Source organism: Stenotrophomonas sp. STEN023 (genome assembly GCF_056760135.1).
In genome coordinates, this window is the sequence record NZ_JBRREF010000001.1 from 95,749 (window position 1) to 111,547 (window position 15,799).

15 protein-coding genes are annotated in these 15,799 nt (G+C 61.8%); 8 read left to right on the forward strand and 7 right to left on the reverse strand.

Translation table 11 applies throughout. The features are described from left to right. Positions 1–11: 11 nt before the first annotated feature. The 3 genes from ACVOLV_RS00425 to ACVOLV_RS00435 all read right to left on the reverse strand — a co-directional run bounded on the left by ACVOLV_RS00425 (position 12) and on the right by ACVOLV_RS00435 (position 2,149). On the reverse strand, positions 12–938 hold the full coding sequence (locus ACVOLV_RS00425) for a formylglycine-generating enzyme family protein (protein WP_481552657.1): 927 nt from the start codon (positions 936–938) through the stop codon (positions 12–14). Between the two features lie 147 nt (positions 939–1,085). After that, positions 1,086–1,670 (reverse strand): YidH family protein, encoded by a 585-nt coding sequence (locus ACVOLV_RS00430; RefSeq protein WP_481552658.1) that lies wholly within the window; start codon positions 1,668–1,670, stop codon positions 1,086–1,088. Between the two features lie 56 nt (positions 1,671–1,726). Then, positions 1,727–2,149: a hypothetical protein gene (locus tag ACVOLV_RS00435; protein ID WP_481552659.1), complete on the reverse strand. Its 423-nt coding sequence runs from the start codon at positions 2,147–2,149 to the stop codon at positions 1,727–1,729. Between the two features lie 163 nt (positions 2,150–2,312). On the opposite strand from ACVOLV_RS00435, the gene ACVOLV_RS00440 reads away from it, so the two are divergent. Further along, positions 2,313–3,479, forward strand: coding sequence for a hypothetical protein (locus tag ACVOLV_RS00440; RefSeq protein WP_481552660.1), 1,167 nt, complete (start codon positions 2,313–2,315; stop codon positions 3,477–3,479). 18 nt (positions 3,480–3,497) lie between these two features. Here ACVOLV_RS00440 and ACVOLV_RS00445 read toward each other — a convergent pair whose 3' ends face one another. The 3 genes from ACVOLV_RS00445 to ACVOLV_RS00455 form a co-directional block, all read right to left on the reverse strand. Continuing rightward, complete coding sequence (locus tag ACVOLV_RS00445; RefSeq protein WP_481552661.1) at positions 3,498–3,926, reverse strand: response regulator; 429 nt, start codon at positions 3,924–3,926, stop codon at positions 3,498–3,500. A gap of 104 nt (positions 3,927–4,030) precedes the next feature. Next, the gene (locus ACVOLV_RS00450; protein ID WP_481552662.1) at positions 4,031–4,708 is read right to left on the reverse strand and encodes a response regulator transcription factor; all 678 of its coding nucleotides are present in this window, start codon (positions 4,706–4,708) and stop codon (positions 4,031–4,033) included. 101 nt (positions 4,709–4,809) lie between these two features. Continuing rightward, positions 4,810–5,814, reverse strand: a complete 1,005-nt coding sequence (locus ACVOLV_RS00455) for an AraC family transcriptional regulator (protein ID WP_481552663.1) — start codon at positions 5,812–5,814, stop codon at positions 4,810–4,812. A 245-nt stretch (positions 5,815–6,059) separates the two neighbouring features. On the opposite strand from ACVOLV_RS00455, the gene ACVOLV_RS00460 reads away from it, so the two are divergent. The 7 genes from ACVOLV_RS00460 to ACVOLV_RS00490 all read left to right on the forward strand — a co-directional run bounded on the left by ACVOLV_RS00460 (position 6,060) and on the right by ACVOLV_RS00490 (position 14,663). Then, the gene (locus tag ACVOLV_RS00460) at positions 6,060–7,604 is read left to right on the forward strand and encodes a sensor histidine kinase (protein ID WP_481552664.1); all 1,545 of its coding nucleotides are present in this window, start codon (positions 6,060–6,062) and stop codon (positions 7,602–7,604) included. A gap of 99 nt (positions 7,605–7,703) precedes the next feature. Further along, a complete protein-coding gene (locus tag ACVOLV_RS00465; RefSeq protein ID WP_481552665.1) occupies positions 7,704–10,019 on the forward strand; it encodes a patatin-like phospholipase family protein in 2,316 nt (771 codons plus the stop codon). Between the two features lie 102 nt (positions 10,020–10,121). Continuing rightward, positions 10,122–11,630: an arylsulfatase gene (locus ACVOLV_RS00470; RefSeq protein ID WP_481552666.1), complete on the forward strand. Its 1,509-nt coding sequence runs from the start codon at positions 10,122–10,124 to the stop codon at positions 11,628–11,630. 184 nt (positions 11,631–11,814) lie between these two features. After that, the gene (locus ACVOLV_RS00475) at positions 11,815–11,991 is read left to right on the forward strand and encodes a hypothetical protein (protein WP_481552667.1); all 177 of its coding nucleotides are present in this window, start codon (positions 11,815–11,817) and stop codon (positions 11,989–11,991) included. 152 nt (positions 11,992–12,143) lie between these two features. After that, positions 12,144–13,181, forward strand: coding sequence for an AraC family transcriptional regulator (locus tag ACVOLV_RS00480; RefSeq protein WP_481552668.1), 1,038 nt, complete (start codon positions 12,144–12,146; stop codon positions 13,179–13,181). A gap of 70 nt (positions 13,182–13,251) precedes the next feature. After that, positions 13,252–14,151 carry a type 1 glutamine amidotransferase domain-containing protein gene (locus tag ACVOLV_RS00485; RefSeq protein WP_481552669.1) on the forward strand — a complete coding sequence of 300 codons (900 nt, stop codon included), beginning with the start codon at positions 13,252–13,254 and terminating at the stop codon, positions 14,149–14,151. Positions 14,152–14,213: 62 nt separating this feature from the next. Next, positions 14,214–14,663, forward strand: a complete 450-nt coding sequence (locus tag ACVOLV_RS00490) for a nuclear transport factor 2 family protein (RefSeq protein WP_481552670.1) — start codon at positions 14,214–14,216, stop codon at positions 14,661–14,663. 140 nt (positions 14,664–14,803) lie between these two features. On the opposite strand, the gene ACVOLV_RS00495 is transcribed toward ACVOLV_RS00490, so the two are convergent. Further along, complete coding sequence (locus ACVOLV_RS00495) at positions 14,804–15,703, reverse strand: LysR substrate-binding domain-containing protein (RefSeq protein ID WP_481552671.1); 900 nt, start codon at positions 15,701–15,703, stop codon at positions 14,804–14,806. Positions 15,704–15,799 lie beyond the last annotated feature (96 nt).

The window sequence follows — 15,799 nt, forward strand, 5'->3', positions numbered from 1 at the left end:
TGCGTCAGCAGTTAGCCGCGCACCACGCACCTGAATCCGAGGTGCGACGTCGCCGTGTCGATGCATTGCGCCATCCGTGCTGCAGGCCGATAGCGCCTGCAGTAACTGGGCGCACAGAGATGCGAGCCACCTTTGGTAACCCTGCGCGGTATGGCAATGGCACCGTGCGGGTCATGGCTGTGCTCTTGCTTGCCGCCGCGCGGATTGTCGATGGCGCAGCAGGGCTTTCCCTGCAGTTCGTGGCGGGAGCCGTACCAGTCGTCGGTCCACTCCCAGACGTTTCCAATCATGTCCAGCAAGCCGTAGCCGTTAGCCGGGTATGCGCCTACCGGCGATGTCCACTCGTAGCCGTCGTGCTTGTCGTTGCGCCAAGGAAACTCCCCCTGGAAGGTATTGGCCATGAACCTTCCGTCCGGAACCAGCTCATCGCCCCAGGCGAATTCGCTATCGGCCCGCCCACCGCGTGCGGCAAACTCCCACTCAGCCTCGCTGGGCAGATGCTTGCCGGCCCAGGCGGCGTATGCCGCTGCGTCTTCGTGCGCAACCTGCACTACAGGATGCAGGTCCAGGCCTGCAATGGAGCTGCCAGGACCACGCGGGTGGCGCCAGTCAGCGCCCGCGATGTACTGCCACCACTGATAGTGGTTTGAATGATCCACCGGCCCTGGCGGCGGCACGAACACCACCGATGACGGCACCAGCATCGCCGGGTCCGCACCCGGATAGTCCTCCGGATTGGCAGGCCGTTCGGCCAAGGTCACGTGCCCGGTTGCCTCGACAAACTGCCTGAACTGGTAGTTGGTGACCGGGCTGACATCAATGCGGAACGGCGCCACCCGCACCTTGTGGGCAGGACGTTCCTCTGGATAGTGATCGTCCGAACCCATGACGAATACACCGCCAGCTATCGCTACAGGAACTTCACTTGCTTGGCACATCCAGGCTCTCCCTGCAGAAGTGTTGCCATTCGTTCGATGGCGTGGAGGAATCCTGCTCTAACCATGTGCTGATCTGTCGACTACACCGCGGCCAGCACCAATCAAACCGAGCAGTGGCACAGCAGCCAGCAGGATGACGAGCTTCACTCAGGCAAACGGCGCCACGTTGAAGACCATGCTGACAATCGCAAACAATCCGAGCAGCCATAGCAGGCCTGCGGTGATCAAAGTCGCAGATATCGGATACGGGCTCTCACCATGCAACAGACCTTGCTGCACCATCTGGTTGCGCTCCTGCCGCAGCGCTCTCATGAAGTTCAAGTGATAGACAACTCCAAGCGTCAGCGCCAGGATGCCCAGCGCGACCATTGCCACACCGAAATTACGCGGCGCATTGGACGCCAAGCGTAGGTCCGTGTCGTGAATAAGTTTGCTGAAGACCTGGAAGATCGTGAAGCCGAAGCTGATCAACGACAACGCCGTGCGCATGATCGACATCAGCGTCCGGTCAGCACTCATGCGGGTACGCTGGAAGGACATTCCCGTACGACGCATCGACATCTCGCTGCGATCGCTGGACAGATCCGTCCGATACTCGGACAGGTCGGTGCGATGCTCAGATAGCCCGGTCCGGTGATTGGAAAGGCCCGTGCGGTATGCCGAGTAAGCTACCGATGCTTCGTCGCTATTGTCCCGGCTAACATCCGGAATCGGTGGGATAGGCTGGGACACATTGCGGTCTGGCCGCGCGTGTGCGTCAGCATGTACGACAGCTTTGTTCCTATGCTTCATGAGTGACGCCCGCCAGCGTTGCGTAGGTTCCACCATTTGGCGATGCGGGCGATCGGCCCACGCAGCAGCAGGTAGGGAATGAAGGCCAGCAATATCGAGATGGCAAAGGTCTCCAACGGGTACTTGAAGGCGCCAAATACCTTGAACTGGTAGATCACATCCATTGCCACGCCGAGCAGCAACACCCGTGTAACCGCGGTCACGCCCTCGCGGAAAGACTGCATGCGCTCGTCGTGCGGCGCTGCCATCAACCCCATCATGTAAGGTGAGCGGCCGAGCTTTGCATCCTTGATCCCGTCGAAAAGCGCAGTGAGGAACGCCATCGTTGGCTGCAGGTAGAACCGGAAGGTCATCGGCCCATCGGTTCTTTCGAACATGTCGCTGGCAAACCGATGCAGGTAATCCAGGAAGCCATCCACGGGTAACACTCCTCTGGCTGAGTGGGCAGCATGGTCGCGGCAGGCAATGCAGACAATCACGATTACTACTGATGGTGGTTCAGTATTTTTACTGCTGGTTGCCCACCGCCCGGTCACTAAGCTGGCTGCACCGCGTCAGACCGTCGCGAAGAGGCCGCATACGATGACTTCCGACGACTTGTCGCTGATGCGTGGCGGGTTGGTGTACCGGACCATGCATCGGCTCGGCCTGCTTCGCGGCAGGCACTCGCTGCCACCGCTGCTGGCGACGCTGCTGGTTCTGCTCGCTTGCTTGCCCTTGGCGCTTATCTCTGCCTCCGAAGGAACCTTGCTACCTGGCAAGGTAACAATGCCGTTGAGTGCCGACGCTTCGGTCTATGCACGTTTCGCCTTGGCACTGCCCTTGCTTGTGCTTGCGGCCGCGCCTGCGGATCGTCTGCTACGCAGCGCCGTGCGCCAACTGAACCGTGCCGGTTTGATCCCGCACAGCCAGCGTGAGGCCTTCGATGCCCTGGTCACTCGCGCACGTGCCTTGCGCGATTCGCACATCCCGGAATGGATGTGCCTGCTGGTAGCGCTGATACCTGCCTTTCTGAGCGCACCAATCGTCACCGAGCTGCATCAGATCAGCGGCTGGCACAACAGCGCCGATGGCAGCGCATCGGCCGCCGCGTGGTGGGCGTGGTGGGTATCAATGCCGCTGTTTCGTCTGGTAGGCCTGATGTGGATCTGGCGCTTCCTGATCTGGACTGTCCTGCTGTGGCGATTGACCCGGTTGGACCTTGACCTGCGCCCACCGCATCCAGATGGCGCCGGCGGGCTTGGTTTCCTTGGATTCGCGCAGCAACGTTTCTCCGCACTGTCGCTGGCTGGCGGCATTGTGCTGTCAGGCAGCTGCATCAATCACTTTGTCTACGCCGGACAGACACTCACCGATGTCCGCTATCTGCTGGCCGCCTACATCATTGGTTCGACTGTCGTGTTTCTCGCGCCGCTGGCCTTGCTGTCGCCCGCGTTGATCCGCGCCAAGCGTCATGCGTTGCTCAAGTACAGTGCATTGGGCCACCGCGCAATCCGCAGCTTCGACCTGTATTGGAAGCGCGGGCGGCCAGAGGAGGAGACACCGCGCCTGGTGGATAGCCCGCAGCCATCGGCCCTGGCCGACTTCGGCAGTGTGTATGCCAGCCTTGCCAATATGTCGCTGATACCGATCTGCCGCGGCAACGTACTGTGGATGCTGCTGACCGCAGCGGTCCCCTTGCTGCCGCTGGTGTTCTTCGCCATGTCGGTTGACAGCCTGGTGCGCAAGCTCGCCTCGATCCTGTTCTGAGGCCAGCAGCAGACAGCGTCAGGACTGATGATCCGCGTGCTCGGCATCCATGCGCTTGCTGATCGATGCGGACATGAACGGCCTTCCTGCAAGCACTTCGCGCATGCCAAACAGCAGCTCTTCGCCCGCATCGGCTTTCAACACATAGCCGCAATGCGGGTGCACCATCGCACGCTGCACCAGTGCTGGATCATCGTGCATGGTGATGAAGACAACATACTCGACCACGCCTTCGGCAAGCAGCTGCTCAGCCGCCGCCAGCCCATCCAAACCAGGCATGGTGATATCCGTGACCACCACCTTTGGCCGCATATCGCGTGCCATCGACAGCAGGGAGTGCCCGTCCTCGACCCAGCCAACCACATCGAATTCAGTGGCTAGCAGCATCTGCAGCGGCCGGGCTACCGCCATGCTGTCTTCTGCCAGCAGTACCCGAATCGGCTTCATTGTTTTCACCGACGTAACCGTCGTCGGTGCGATGTTGGCCTGCGCTCGACCTTGCCGCCACAGGAAAACAACCAGCCGGCTGCAAGTAAAACTACTTGCTTCTATCAGGCCAGTTGCTGTCCCTCGTCGCGGAAGGCCTTGATCAAACCAAGCTGATGCGCCCTTCGCACCAACTCCAGCGTTCCGTGCACCCCCATCTGCTGCATGATCGCGTACTTGTGCGATTCCACAGTTCGCACCGACACCCCGAGCTCGTAGGCGATCTGCTTGGAGCGCAAGCCCTGCGCAACCCAGTCAAGAATACGCCGCTGTTTGTCGGTGAGCGTGAAGCGGTCAACGCGCCCGGCCGAGGTCAGTGCCATCGCCGCCAGCCCAGAGGCCAGATACACCCGTCCAGCCAACACTTCGTCCATGGCATGCAACAGCTCATCGCCCGCTGCTGTCTTCAGCACGTAACCACCTGCGCCGGTACGCAGCGCCTCGGCAACGATGGCGCAGCTATGGTGCATGGTCAGGAACACGAAGGGAGTGCTGTCACCCTCAGCGCGCAGCTGACGCATCGCATCAATGCCGGTCATGTCATCCATGCTGATATCGGTGACCACGATGTCCACACCGCCCGCTCGCACTGCGCGCAGCAGTGCCTGGCCGGACAGGACCAGGCGTACTTCAGTGAATCGGTCGCGCAACAGGCGGACGACCCCCTCGCCCACCATCGCGTGATCATCGGCGACCAACACCCGCAGGCCCGGCACCGCATCTTGCATAGAGCGTGTTTCCATTCCTGCACCTCCACCAGATAGCGAAAGCGATAACCGGAAAGCGCCACGCAGTCAGCGCAAGCCCTCTTATGTAGGCCGCATGGTATTAGGCGGGCGTGCACTCAGTGTGATTTTTTTGTTTTATTGCCTGCCGTGTGCGTATCACTGGGACGCTCGCCGAACAGATCTCGGTACTCGCTGGCGAAACGCCCCAGGTGCGAGAAGCCCGAGCGAAGTGCAATCTCGGTTACACGAGCGCTGGGCTCATCCAGCAGTAGCTTGCGTGCCTGGTTCAAGCGTGCCACTTGATACCAGCGCTTGGGCGTCATTCCGTAGATGTCGCGGAATACGCGCTCCATCTGCCGCTCGCTCATCGACAATGCCGACTCCAACGAGCGGCTGCTGAACTGCTGGGCATCGTGACTGCCCAGGTACGCCTCGGCCCGCTGCAGGAACCGCTCTTTCTGTTGCAGGCGGTCCATGGTATCAACAGCCTCGCCAGCACCAGACGCACGCTCCAACGCAGTGACGAACGCATCCAGTAGCAGTTCGCCCAGCATGTCTGCTTCGGCGACCGGGGTTGAAGGACCCCATTGTGATGCCCGGTGCAACGCAAGCTGCACTCGCATCCTCAGCTTCAGGTTGCGATCTGCAGTGCGGGGACACAGCCTCCAACCATGCTGGGGCAGCGCAAGTTCACGCCTGAGGCGACAGAAAATCGCAGCCTGCAAGCTGCTGCGCGGAATACGCAAGACCGCCCACTGCCACAAGGGGGACACCGACCGCACTGCCAACTCGCGGTCTTCGGCGAAGATCATCAACTGCCCTTCCTCGACGCGGCGGCCGTTGAGCCACATCGGCTCACCACAACGGGTAGCCAATGCCAGGCCCATCATGTCCGGGGAAAACATGCCTTTGGCCAACACCTGCTGGGTGTAGGTGCCGCGATCCAGACTGAATGCTGGAAACACCAGACGCTGCGCGCGTGCTTTGAAATAGCCCGGGCCGAGCAGACGCTGCTCAAAACTTGTGTCCTTCACCACCCCCAGCAGTGCATCAGGGTTGAAGCCGTCAATATCTAGGCAACCGTAGTGCATGCCGTGCACCGCAAGAATCGTGGTGTCCATCGCTCACCTGTCGGAAAGTGGATAGCGGGTCATATCCGTGCGCCGTATAACGCAGGGTGAAACGGGGGCGGGATCAGTGCTCCCATCGCCGTTCGCGTAGCGGCCTGCCCTTTCAGCGGCGGCACAGCATGTGCGATGCAGCGATGGCGCCATGTGAAGATGGAGCTACGTGCATGGGCGTGCGCAGCATTTGGGTGCAGTTGTCAAAGATAGAGTCACACCGTGCCACGACCCGGTTTGCCGGCATGGCAGCCATTGCTGCGACCGCCCAGCTGGTCTCGGTGGAACCTTGGATTTCAGGCCGCGGTGGCCATGCGTTGTGGATACCGGGCGCAGCGTTGATGTGTGCGCTGCTATGGCGCCCCTACCGGGAATGGCTGGCGTGCTTTGCCGGGGCCCTGCTTGGCTGCGTCGGCGTGCTGGCACTGCGTGGCGCTACCGCTGCGGAGACCAGCGCGCTGATCCTTGGCCTGTTGATACTGGTCACTGCAGCCACTTTGTTGATACGCCAGTTCGGCCTGCTCGATGTCGTCAGGGTCGACTTTCCACAGGTTGCCACATTCTGGGTGATCGCGGTGCTGGCGCTACCGCTGACCAGCACCGGCTGGACCTTGCTGGTGCTGCGCAACACACCGCTGCCCGACTTTGCCGGCACCTGGCAGAACCTGCTGCTCGCCAACGCGCTGCCCTACCTGTTGATCGTGCCGACCTTCATTGCCCTGGTGCGCATGCATCGGCGGGGCCGCGCAAATCGGCTGTTGCCGCCGCTGCACGCATTCCTGGCATTGGCATCGCTGCTGTTTTTGTGGATTGCATGGATGCTGCCGTGGGCCTCGCCGATGGCCGAACCGGTACTGATGTTGGCATCCACCCTGTTGATGGCGGGGTTGTTGCTGGTACTCGGACCTGCCGGGGCATTCCTCGGTTTGTCCTGCTCGACCGTGCTATGCATGGCGATCAGTACCCACGGCCTTGGGCCGCTGGCCTTGGGTGATGGCGAGCGCACCACCCTGGCGGTGCAACTGTGGGCCTTCGGTGATGGCATCACCCTGCTGCTGCTGAGTGTGCTGGTGGAGCAGCGGCAAAGCGCTCGCAGCTCGCTGCAGGCGGCAAGCACGCGGCTTGCTGACATGACGGCACAGATGCTGCGTGTTCAGGAAGAAGAGCGAACCCGCATCGCACGTGATCTGCACGACGATATAAACCAGTCTCTGGCTGCCATTTCCATCCAGCTCAGCTCGCTCAAGCGCGCGGCACCGGCCGTGGCCCGCGAGCAGATGGAGCGTCTGCAGGAACAGGTACTGGAGGTGTCCGGCGATGTTCGCCGGCTATCGCACGACCTGCACCCAAGTCTGTTGCGCTATACCAGCCTGTCCAGTGCCCTGCGTGGCCTGTGTGGCAGTTCCTGCAGGCATGCCAGCACCCGCGTGCACTGCGACATCAATGATGAGCAAGTGCTGGACGAGCAGCAGAAGCTCAATCTGTTCCGCATCACCCAGGAGGCAATCCACAACGTCAACCAGCATGCGCACGCGCACAACGCCTGGGTGCGACTGCACTTCGGCAGTGGCCAAGGGTTGCTGGAGATCGAGGACGACGGGGTCGGCATCGACCTCGAAGGCCGCGGCAGCCGTCGCGGACTGGGCATGATCAGCATCGAGGAACGCGCTCGCCTGCTGGGTGGCAGCTCACACCTGCAACGGGCGGGCGACAGCGGCACCCTGCTGTCGATCATATTTCCCATCCGTCGACCAGCGGTGGTCGATTCCGCCAGCAGCGAAACTACCTAGCGCCGCCCAGTAGATTTACCGCTGCCTGCATTGATGCCGGCTCGCACAATGGCACTTCGACCGTTGGCGCTGCGGCAGCGGTGTGCGTTGGAGCCTTCCATGCCCGACCCTGCGCTCAAGCATCGCCAGTGCTCGCCTGCTCCCCGCAGCGGTATATTGCAGCGCCATGAATGGCGTTGGTTGCTGGGCATTCTGCTGCTGATCTGCCTGTCCAGCGCGGTGGCAGCTGAAACTGCCTCTGTGCCTGCAACCTACGCTCCTCCCCCGGATCCGCAAGCACAGTGTGTTGGCTTGGTGCTTGGCGGCGGTGGCGCGCGCGGGGCAGCGCATATCGGCGTACTGCAGGTGATGGAGCGCGAACACATTCCGGTCTGTCAGATTGCCGGCACCAGCATGGGCGCGATTGTTGGCGGGCTCTATGCCAGTGGCTATACCACCGACGAACTGCAAACCCTGATCGAGACCCTGGATTGGGCGGATCTGTTCATCGACGATGCCCCCCGCCGCGATCAACCGATGCGGCGCAAAGATGCAGACTTCCGTTATCTGTTGAATCTAGAGCTCGGCATCCGCGATGGCAAGGTGGTGATGCCCGGTGGACTGGTACAGGGACAGAAGCTGTTGCTGCTGCTACGGCGCCTGACCCTTTCCACCTGGAATGTGGACGACTTCGCTGCCTTGCCCATCCCTTTCCGTGCCGTTGCCGCCGACATCGGCACCGGTCAACGGATTGTCATGGCAAGCGGCGATCTGGCACTGGCGATCCGCTCCAGCATGTCCGTACCTGGTGCGTTCGCCCCGTTGCGCGTGGACGGACATCTACTGGTTGACGGCGGCATGGTTGACAACGTCCCGATCGATGTCGTCCGTGACATGGGCGCGCACCAGCTGATCGTGATCGACGTGGGCTCCCCCTTGCGCACGGAAGCCTCTCTCACCAACCCGGTGGCGATCATGGACCAGATGATCGGCGCTCTGATGATCGAGAAAACACAGCGGCAGCTGGCCTCGCTTGGCCCGGAAGACGTGCTTGTTCGCCCCGAGCTCGGCGACATCAGCGCCGCACAGTTTGACCGCGGCAAGGAAGCCATCGCCGCCGGCGTAGCCGCCGCGGAGGCAGCATTGCCACAGCTGCGCAAGCACGCCGTTGATCCTCAGCGCTACATGGCCTACCGCGCACAACAGCGCAAGCGTGACTTTGATCCCGGTCTGGTCAGCTTCCTGGAAATCGCCCCCAGCCAGTCGGTCGCCGCGCAACAGCGCCTGCAGCGCGCCGTGCAGCGCGAAGTTGGGCAGCCGCTGGATGTCGAACGCCTGCAACAGGACCTGGGCGTCGCCTATGGCTCCAACCGCTTCCAGCAGCTGGACTACCGGGTAATGGAACGCGACGGCGAACGCGGCCTGCAGATCATCCCCACCGACCGGCCCTGGTCGGTGTTCGGCAAGGTTGGCTTCCAGCTCAGCGACAATTTTGCCGGCCGCAACAGCTACATGATCTCGGCCGAGCTGACGGTTGCCGACATCAACCGCTGGGGTGGTGAATGGCTCAACGTTCTACGCGCCGGGCATATAAGCGGCCTGCATTCGGAGTTCCATCAGCCACTGGGCGCAGCCTCCAATCTCTACCTGCAACCGAGCCTGCAGGCCGAAGCCGAGACGCTGCCGCTGTGGGCAGGCGACCAGCAGATCGCCGAGTACCGGATCAAGCGCCGCGCACTTGGCCTGACCGTTGGCTACACCCCGACCCCCACCTTTCGGATCAGCGCGGATATCGCACGCGGTCGTGACAGCAGCGACGAGCTGATTGGCAATCCGCTGGATTTCCAGCGCGACAAGCAGGATTTCGCAGCGCTGACCCTGGGCGCCACCTGGGACTCGCTGGACAGCATCAACTTTCCAACCCGCGGCTGGCGCCTGGATGTCGACTACGAAGTGTACCGGCAGGGGTTTGGCGCTGACGTGGACGGCGACGTGCTGCGTATTACCGGCGACTGGGCACATGCCTGGGGCCGCTATCACCTGCTGCTGGGCGCACACCTGGGCAGTGCAGTGGACGACGATCACTTCTTCCGAGCGCAGAGCTTTCTCGGTGGTTTCCTGAATCTCTCCGGCTACGACGAGCGCGCCCTGTTCGGTAACCAGAGCGCCTTGCTGCGTGCAGTGGTCTACCGCCGCACGGGCGATACAACCCGTCTGTTCTCACTACCGCTATACCTCGGCGCCAGCGTGGAGACGGGCAACGTCTGGCAGACCCGGGCTGCGGTGGACGGCGACGACCTGGTCCTGGCCGGCAGCCTCTTCGCCGCAATCAACACACCGCTCGGACCGATGTTCCTGGCATATGGCTACAACGACCAGGGCCAGTCCTCTTGGTACCTGACATTCGGCTCGTTGCTGCAACCGATGAGTAAATAGGTGCGCAGCTAGGTAGTTTTACTGCCGCGTTCCTGCTGCTTTTTCGGGTTCGTCAGCGTGCTGCGATCAGTAGGCTTCTCAGTTAAAACCCGGAGCCAAACCATGGACGCCAAAAAGCCGAACATCCTTTTCATCATGGCCGACGACATCGGCTGGTTCAATGCCAGCTGCTACAACGACGGCATCATGGGCTACCGAACTCCCAATATCGACCGCATCGCCAAAGAGGGTGCGAAGTTCACTGACTTCTACGGCCAGCAGAGCTGTACGGCCGGCCGTGCAGCGTTCATTACCGGGCAGTCGCCGATCCGCACAGGCCTGACCAAGGTCGGCATGCCTGGCGCCACGTTGGGACTGGGAAAGGATGATCCTTCTGTCGCCAACGTGCTCAAGAGCTATGGCTATGCGACCGGCCAGTTCGGCAAGAACCATCTCGGCGATCGCAACGAGCACCTGCCCACCGTGCATGGGTTCGATGAGTTCTTTGGCAATCTCTACCACCTGAATGCCGAGGAAGAGCCGGAGTACGAGAACTACCCGAAGGACCCTGCGTTTCGCAAGCGCTTCGGGCCACGCGGTGTGCTCAAGTGCAAGGCGACGGACAAGGACGATGCAACCGTAGACGAACAGTTTGGCAAGGTCGGCAAGCAGGTGATCGAAAACACCGGGCCGCTTACCCGCAAACGCATGGAGACCGTGGACGAGGAATTCGTAGGAGCGGCACTGGATTTCATCGACCGCAGCAATAGTGCGGGCACGCCCTGGTTCTGCTACGTCAACCCAACCCGCATGCATGTATTCACCCATCTCAAGCCGGCATCACATGGCAAGACCGGGTTGGGGCTGTATCCGGACGGCATGGTCGAGCTGGACGGCTACGTTGGCGAGCTGCTGAAAAAGCTCGATGACCTGGGCATCGCCGACAACACCATGGTGGTGTTCACCACCGATAACGGTGCTGAAGTGATGACCTGGCCGGACGGTGGCGCCACCCCGTTCCGAGGTGAAAAGGACACCAACTGGGAAGGCGGGTGGCGCATTCCCTGCGTATGGAAATGGCCGGGGGTGATTGAGCCGGGCCGCGTCATCAACGATATCGCCTCATTGCAGGACTTCATCCCGACCTTTGCAGCAGCCAATGGCGATGCTGACCTGGTCCAGAACCTCAAGAAAGGGCATGCACTGAACGGGCAACAGTTCAAGGTGCATATGGACGGCGAGAACCTCTTGCCGTTCCTGCGTGGGAAAGAAACAGAATCGCCACGCAAGGCCTTTATCTACTGGAGCGATGATGGTGAGTGCATGGCTGTGCGCATTGGGCGATACAAAGTGGTGTTCCTCGAACAGGTAGCCACCGGAATTGAAGTCTGGCGAACGCCGTTGCGCGAGATGCGGGTTCCAAAGTTCTTCGACCTGCGCTCGGACCCGTTCGAGCGCGGCGAGGAGAGCATCAAGTACAACGAATGGCTATTGCAGCAGAACTTCCTGATGTACGCGGCCCCACCGCTGTTGGTCAAATGGTTGGAGAGCTTCAAGGAATTCCCACCAAGGGCCAAGTCTGCCAGCTTCACCATCGACCGGGTGGTGGAATCGATGATGCCGAAGTCCTGAGCGCCAGCTTCCGCGCGGACTTCTGCTGGAGTTTGCCGGCAAGGCACAAGGACCGTTGACGCTGCGCGGCCTCTTCCAGGTCTGCGCAGCGCCTGGCAGCGGCCCACGCCAAGAGTCGTACAGCTTGCTGTTCGACATGCAGGCATGAACTCCACTCCACAGCACCCAGCACAAGAGAGCCTCGATGAAAGACCATCCATGGTTCTGGGTCATCAGCCTGTTCGTCGTACCACTGGTGGCTGCGTTGGTGGTCAGCCTGGTGGTACGCCATCGCGGCCTCACCGCCAATGCCGTACTGACATGGTTTGTACTGGTGTGCTGGTGCGCTGCGGTGGGAGTAATCCTTGTCAAGGTTCAATGAGACTGCTGAGGCCTGTTGGCGTGATCTCCACCGCCAAACGCCAGTCAAAGCGCCCACCTCCTGCACGATCCATCCAAGGCACCGGCGCTGGGAGCGCGCGCCGCAGTGCAGGCGTAACTTGACTGAATGGGTTTTTTCTCAATACTCCGCTGATGCTGAGCCAACACTTCCTGTTTTTCTTCGCCATGCTCGGCGCCTTCAATGGCCTGATCGCGGCAACCCTGCTTTGGTGGCGGGCCAAGGGCGAGCCCACCCAGCGCTGGCTGGCACTGCTGATCCTGGTGGTCGGTGTGCGCACCGGCAAGTCGGTCGCCTTCTACTTCTGGCCGGACATTCCCAGGGTCGTTCTGCAGCTCGGGCTGACCGCCTGCTTCCTGATCGGGCCTTGCCTGTACTTTCTATTACGCTCGGCACAACGTAACAGCGCCGGGCTGGCTGGTGTCGACCGTTGGCATGTTGGCGTACTGCTGGTGGTAGTCACCGCAGTCAACCTGTTCCTGCCCTACCCCAGCCATCCCGAGCTGTGGCGGTGGACCCTGACCCCGGCCATCCACTACATCTGGCTTGGCTACCTGCTGCTTGCCAGCGCGCAGTTGTACCGCCACCGCAGCGGTGTGATGACGACGCCATCGGGCAAGCTCCTGCTCGGCGCGCTGGTCGGGGTCTGGCTGATCTGGGCGGCTTACTTCACTTCCGGCTATACCTCTTACATTGTCGGGGCGCTGTCCTTCACCTTCGTCATGGCTGCCAGCGTGCTCGTCTATCTGCGCCTGCGCTCCGGCCAGGCACCGATCGAGCCCTATCAGGATCGGCGGATATCCGATGCCGATGCCGCCCCGCAGCTGCAGGCGCTCGCCGAGCTGATGGGCAGGGAGCGTCTGCACCTCGATCCGGCCTTGACCTTGCCGCGACTCGCGCGCCGGCTGGGCATACCGCAGACCCGCTTGTCGCAACTGCTCAACGACAACCAGCAGACCTCCTTCAAACAATACCTGGCCCAACTGCGGGTGGTCGAGGCCAAGGGGCTGCTCCTGCAGCGGCCGGCGAAGCCCCTGGAGCTGGTCGCCGAACAAGCCGGCTTCCAGTCGATGTCGACCTTTCACAGTGCCTTCAAAAAACATGAAGGCATCACGCCTGCGGCCTTCCGTGCGGCGGCAAGCGACTCCGGGAATCGATTCCAGCACTCCTGAATTACGCCCCAAGACATTGATCCGAAAGGGATAACCTAGCCTGCTGACTCCACACCACGAGTCAGCACCGATGCCCATATCCCGCTTCATCCACCCCCTGCTGATACTGCTGCTGTTCGTCTGGTCGGCGGCCTCTCCAAGCGCCCACGCCAGTGGACGCGGCGTTCTGAGCACCGCACCGGCCAGCGCATCGGCAACAGCAACCGCCGTGGCCATCTCCACCAGCAAATCCGCAACGGCCGCCGGCACCGATGCCAGCCAGGGCCGCATCCTGTTCATCATCGCCAGCAGCAAGGTCCACGGCAGCTCGACGCTGCCGGCCAGCGTCAGCTTCGGCGAAGTGGTCAACGCCTGGGATGTCTTCAACGCTGCCGGCTACGCCATGGACTTCGTCTCCCCGGACGGCGGCGCAGTGCCGATCCTGGACAGCTATGTCAGCAAGGACATGGAGCCCCGCCTGCAGGACACCCGCATCATGGACGGCCTGCGCAATACGGCCACCCCGGACCGGATCGACCCTGCTCGTTATCGCGCCGTCTATTACGTCGGTGGCAGCAATGCCATGTACGGCGTGGCCGAGGATCGCCGCTTGCAGGCCATCGCCATGCACGTCTACGAGCGCAACGGCGGGGTGGTATCGGCGGTCTGTCACGGCACCGCAGGGATCGTCAACCTCAAGCTGGGCAATGGCCAGAGCCTGCTCGCAGGCAAGCGCATCACCGGTTTTCCGGAGGAACATGAGGATCGCGATGCAGCCTACTTCAAGCAATTCCCGTTCCTGATCCGGGCGACCGTGCAGGCCCGCGGCGGGATCTTCCGCGCCGTGGACAGTGAAGCACCCTACATCGAGGCCGACCAGCGCGTGCTGACCGGCCAGAACTACGCCTCGGCGACGCCGCTCGCACAAGCCGTGGTTGACCTGCTCCGCGCCCAGGCTCGGCCTGCCACCACCAACGCGGCCAGCAATTGATCCCCGCAACGGCAACCTATCGCATCACTGATGCCGCTTCATCCAACCTACCCAGGACACCCATGAACATGTCAATCCGATCAGCGTTCTTTGCAGCAGCATTGCTCCTGCTCCCCACCTCCGCCATGGCACAGAACGCAAATCGACCTGCTGTCGACCAGGTAATGCAGCAATTGATGCGTGGCTTTGAAGCCGGCGACGCCGCTGAGATACATAAAGCTTTCCGCAAAGATGGCGTGGTTACCGGCTATTCGACAACCGACAGCAAAGTGAGGACGATCAGCGGCGAGGAATGGGCATCGGGGTTTCCAGGCAGGCCCGCTGCCGATGAGGATCAGCGCCACCGCAGCTACGAGATCCTCGACGTCACTGACGAGATCGCAATGGTAAAGGTATCCCTGGACTACCCCGGCTGGGACGGCGTGGATTACCTGGCGCTGTTGAAGATCGACGGCAAGTGGATGATCGTCAGCAAGTCATGGGGCGGCAAGCGCAAGCCCGCGAAGTCTTAAGCCGCACTCGCACTACCAACAGTGACCGGCGAGCAGCGCGTCTGGACTTTTCCAGACGCGTTGCCAGCGCATCGGCGGCGGCGGCGGCGGCGCGACGCGCGGCAGCGGGTTGCTGCCATGGACTTGCTGGGTGCAATCTCTCAACGCGAAGCATCCTGAGTTTGGGCCTCACGCTGCAACCAGGCCAGGAACGATGCAACTGCCGGCGTCTCATCTGCGCCAGGCAAGGTCACCGCATAGTAGGCAAATGCAGCAGGCCAGGGCCGCGCCAATGCGACCGAAAGGCGCCCGCCAGCCACTTCATCCTGTACATACACATCACGCACCAAGGCTATCCCCTGCCCTGCCTCCGCGGCGCGGATCAGCAGCACGTCATCATCGAATGCCGCGCCACGCTCGATGCGCGGATCATCCGCCACTCCCAACGCCTTGAACCACAGACGCCAGTCGCTGCGATCCGAATCCTGCAGCAATGGATACTTCAGGCAATCCTTCGGCGCTCGAATGCGTGGTCCATCTGCCAGCAAACGCGGACTGGCCACTGGCAGCAGAACCGGTGATGCCAAGTGCCGGGACACCAAGCCCGGGTAGACCCCCAGACCATGACGAATGGCAACATCCACGCGATCGCGACGCAGGTCGACCAGTACCGACGATGCTTCGACGCGTACTTCGATATCCGGATGTGCTTCGGTAAATCGCCCCAATCGCGGCACCAGCCACGACGCAGCGAAACTCGGCACGGCACTGACCGTCAATGTCTGCCGCCCATTGATGGCCTCCAGCATCGCCATGCTGTGCTGGATGGAATCGAAGGCACGCAGCAACGACGGATACACCTGCGCGCCAGCAGGACTTAACGTGACCCCATTGCGGTTACGCACGAACAGCGTCACCCCAGTGCGCTCACTCAACAACTTCAACTGCTGGCTGATGGCACCCGGGCTGACACCCATGACCTCAGCAGCGGCCTTGAGACTGCCGTGGCGGCCGGTCTCGACGAACGCGCGCAACGCCAGCAGGGGAAGGACTGCGCCCATGAAGATTCTTCCTGATTCCGTGTTGAAGCATCGTCGACCAACGACGCGATGCGACAGACAGCATGCGGCATTTCTGGGCATAAGAAAACCTAATGC

Excerpts from the sequence above, each read along its gene's own strand:
- ACVOLV_RS00425 (WP_481552657.1), bottom strand. The coding sequence starts at position 938 with ATGTGCCAAGCAAGTGAAGTTCCTGTAGCGATAGCTGGCGGTGTATTC.
- ACVOLV_RS00440 (WP_481552660.1), top strand. The coding sequence starts at position 2,313 with ATGACTTCCGACGACTTGTCGCTGATGCGTGGCGGGTTGGTGTACCGG.
- ACVOLV_RS00445 (WP_481552661.1), bottom strand. The coding sequence starts at position 3,926 with ATGAAGCCGATTCGGGTACTGCTGGCAGAAGACAGCATGGCGGTAGCC.
- ACVOLV_RS00450 (WP_481552662.1), bottom strand. The coding sequence starts at position 4,708 with ATGGAAACACGCTCTATGCAAGATGCGGTGCCGGGCCTGCGGGTGTTG.
- ACVOLV_RS00455 (WP_481552663.1), bottom strand. The coding sequence starts at position 5,814 with ATGGACACCACGATTCTTGCGGTGCACGGCATGCACTACGGTTGCCTA.
- ACVOLV_RS00460 (WP_481552664.1), top strand. The coding sequence starts at position 6,060 with ATGGCAGCCATTGCTGCGACCGCCCAGCTGGTCTCGGTGGAACCTTGG.
- ACVOLV_RS00465 (WP_481552665.1), top strand. The coding sequence starts at position 7,704 with ATGCCCGACCCTGCGCTCAAGCATCGCCAGTGCTCGCCTGCTCCCCGC.
- ACVOLV_RS00470 (WP_481552666.1), top strand. The coding sequence starts at position 10,122 with ATGGACGCCAAAAAGCCGAACATCCTTTTCATCATGGCCGACGACATC.
- ACVOLV_RS00475 (WP_481552667.1), top strand. The coding sequence starts at position 11,815 with ATGAAAGACCATCCATGGTTCTGGGTCATCAGCCTGTTCGTCGTACCA.
- ACVOLV_RS00480 (WP_481552668.1), top strand. The coding sequence starts at position 12,144 with ATGCTGAGCCAACACTTCCTGTTTTTCTTCGCCATGCTCGGCGCCTTC.
- ACVOLV_RS00485 (WP_481552669.1), top strand. The coding sequence starts at position 13,252 with ATGCCCATATCCCGCTTCATCCACCCCCTGCTGATACTGCTGCTGTTC.
- ACVOLV_RS00490 (WP_481552670.1), top strand. The coding sequence starts at position 14,214 with ATGAACATGTCAATCCGATCAGCGTTCTTTGCAGCAGCATTGCTCCTG.
- ACVOLV_RS00495 (WP_481552671.1), bottom strand. The coding sequence starts at position 15,703 with ATGGGCGCAGTCCTTCCCCTGCTGGCGTTGCGCGCGTTCGTCGAGACC.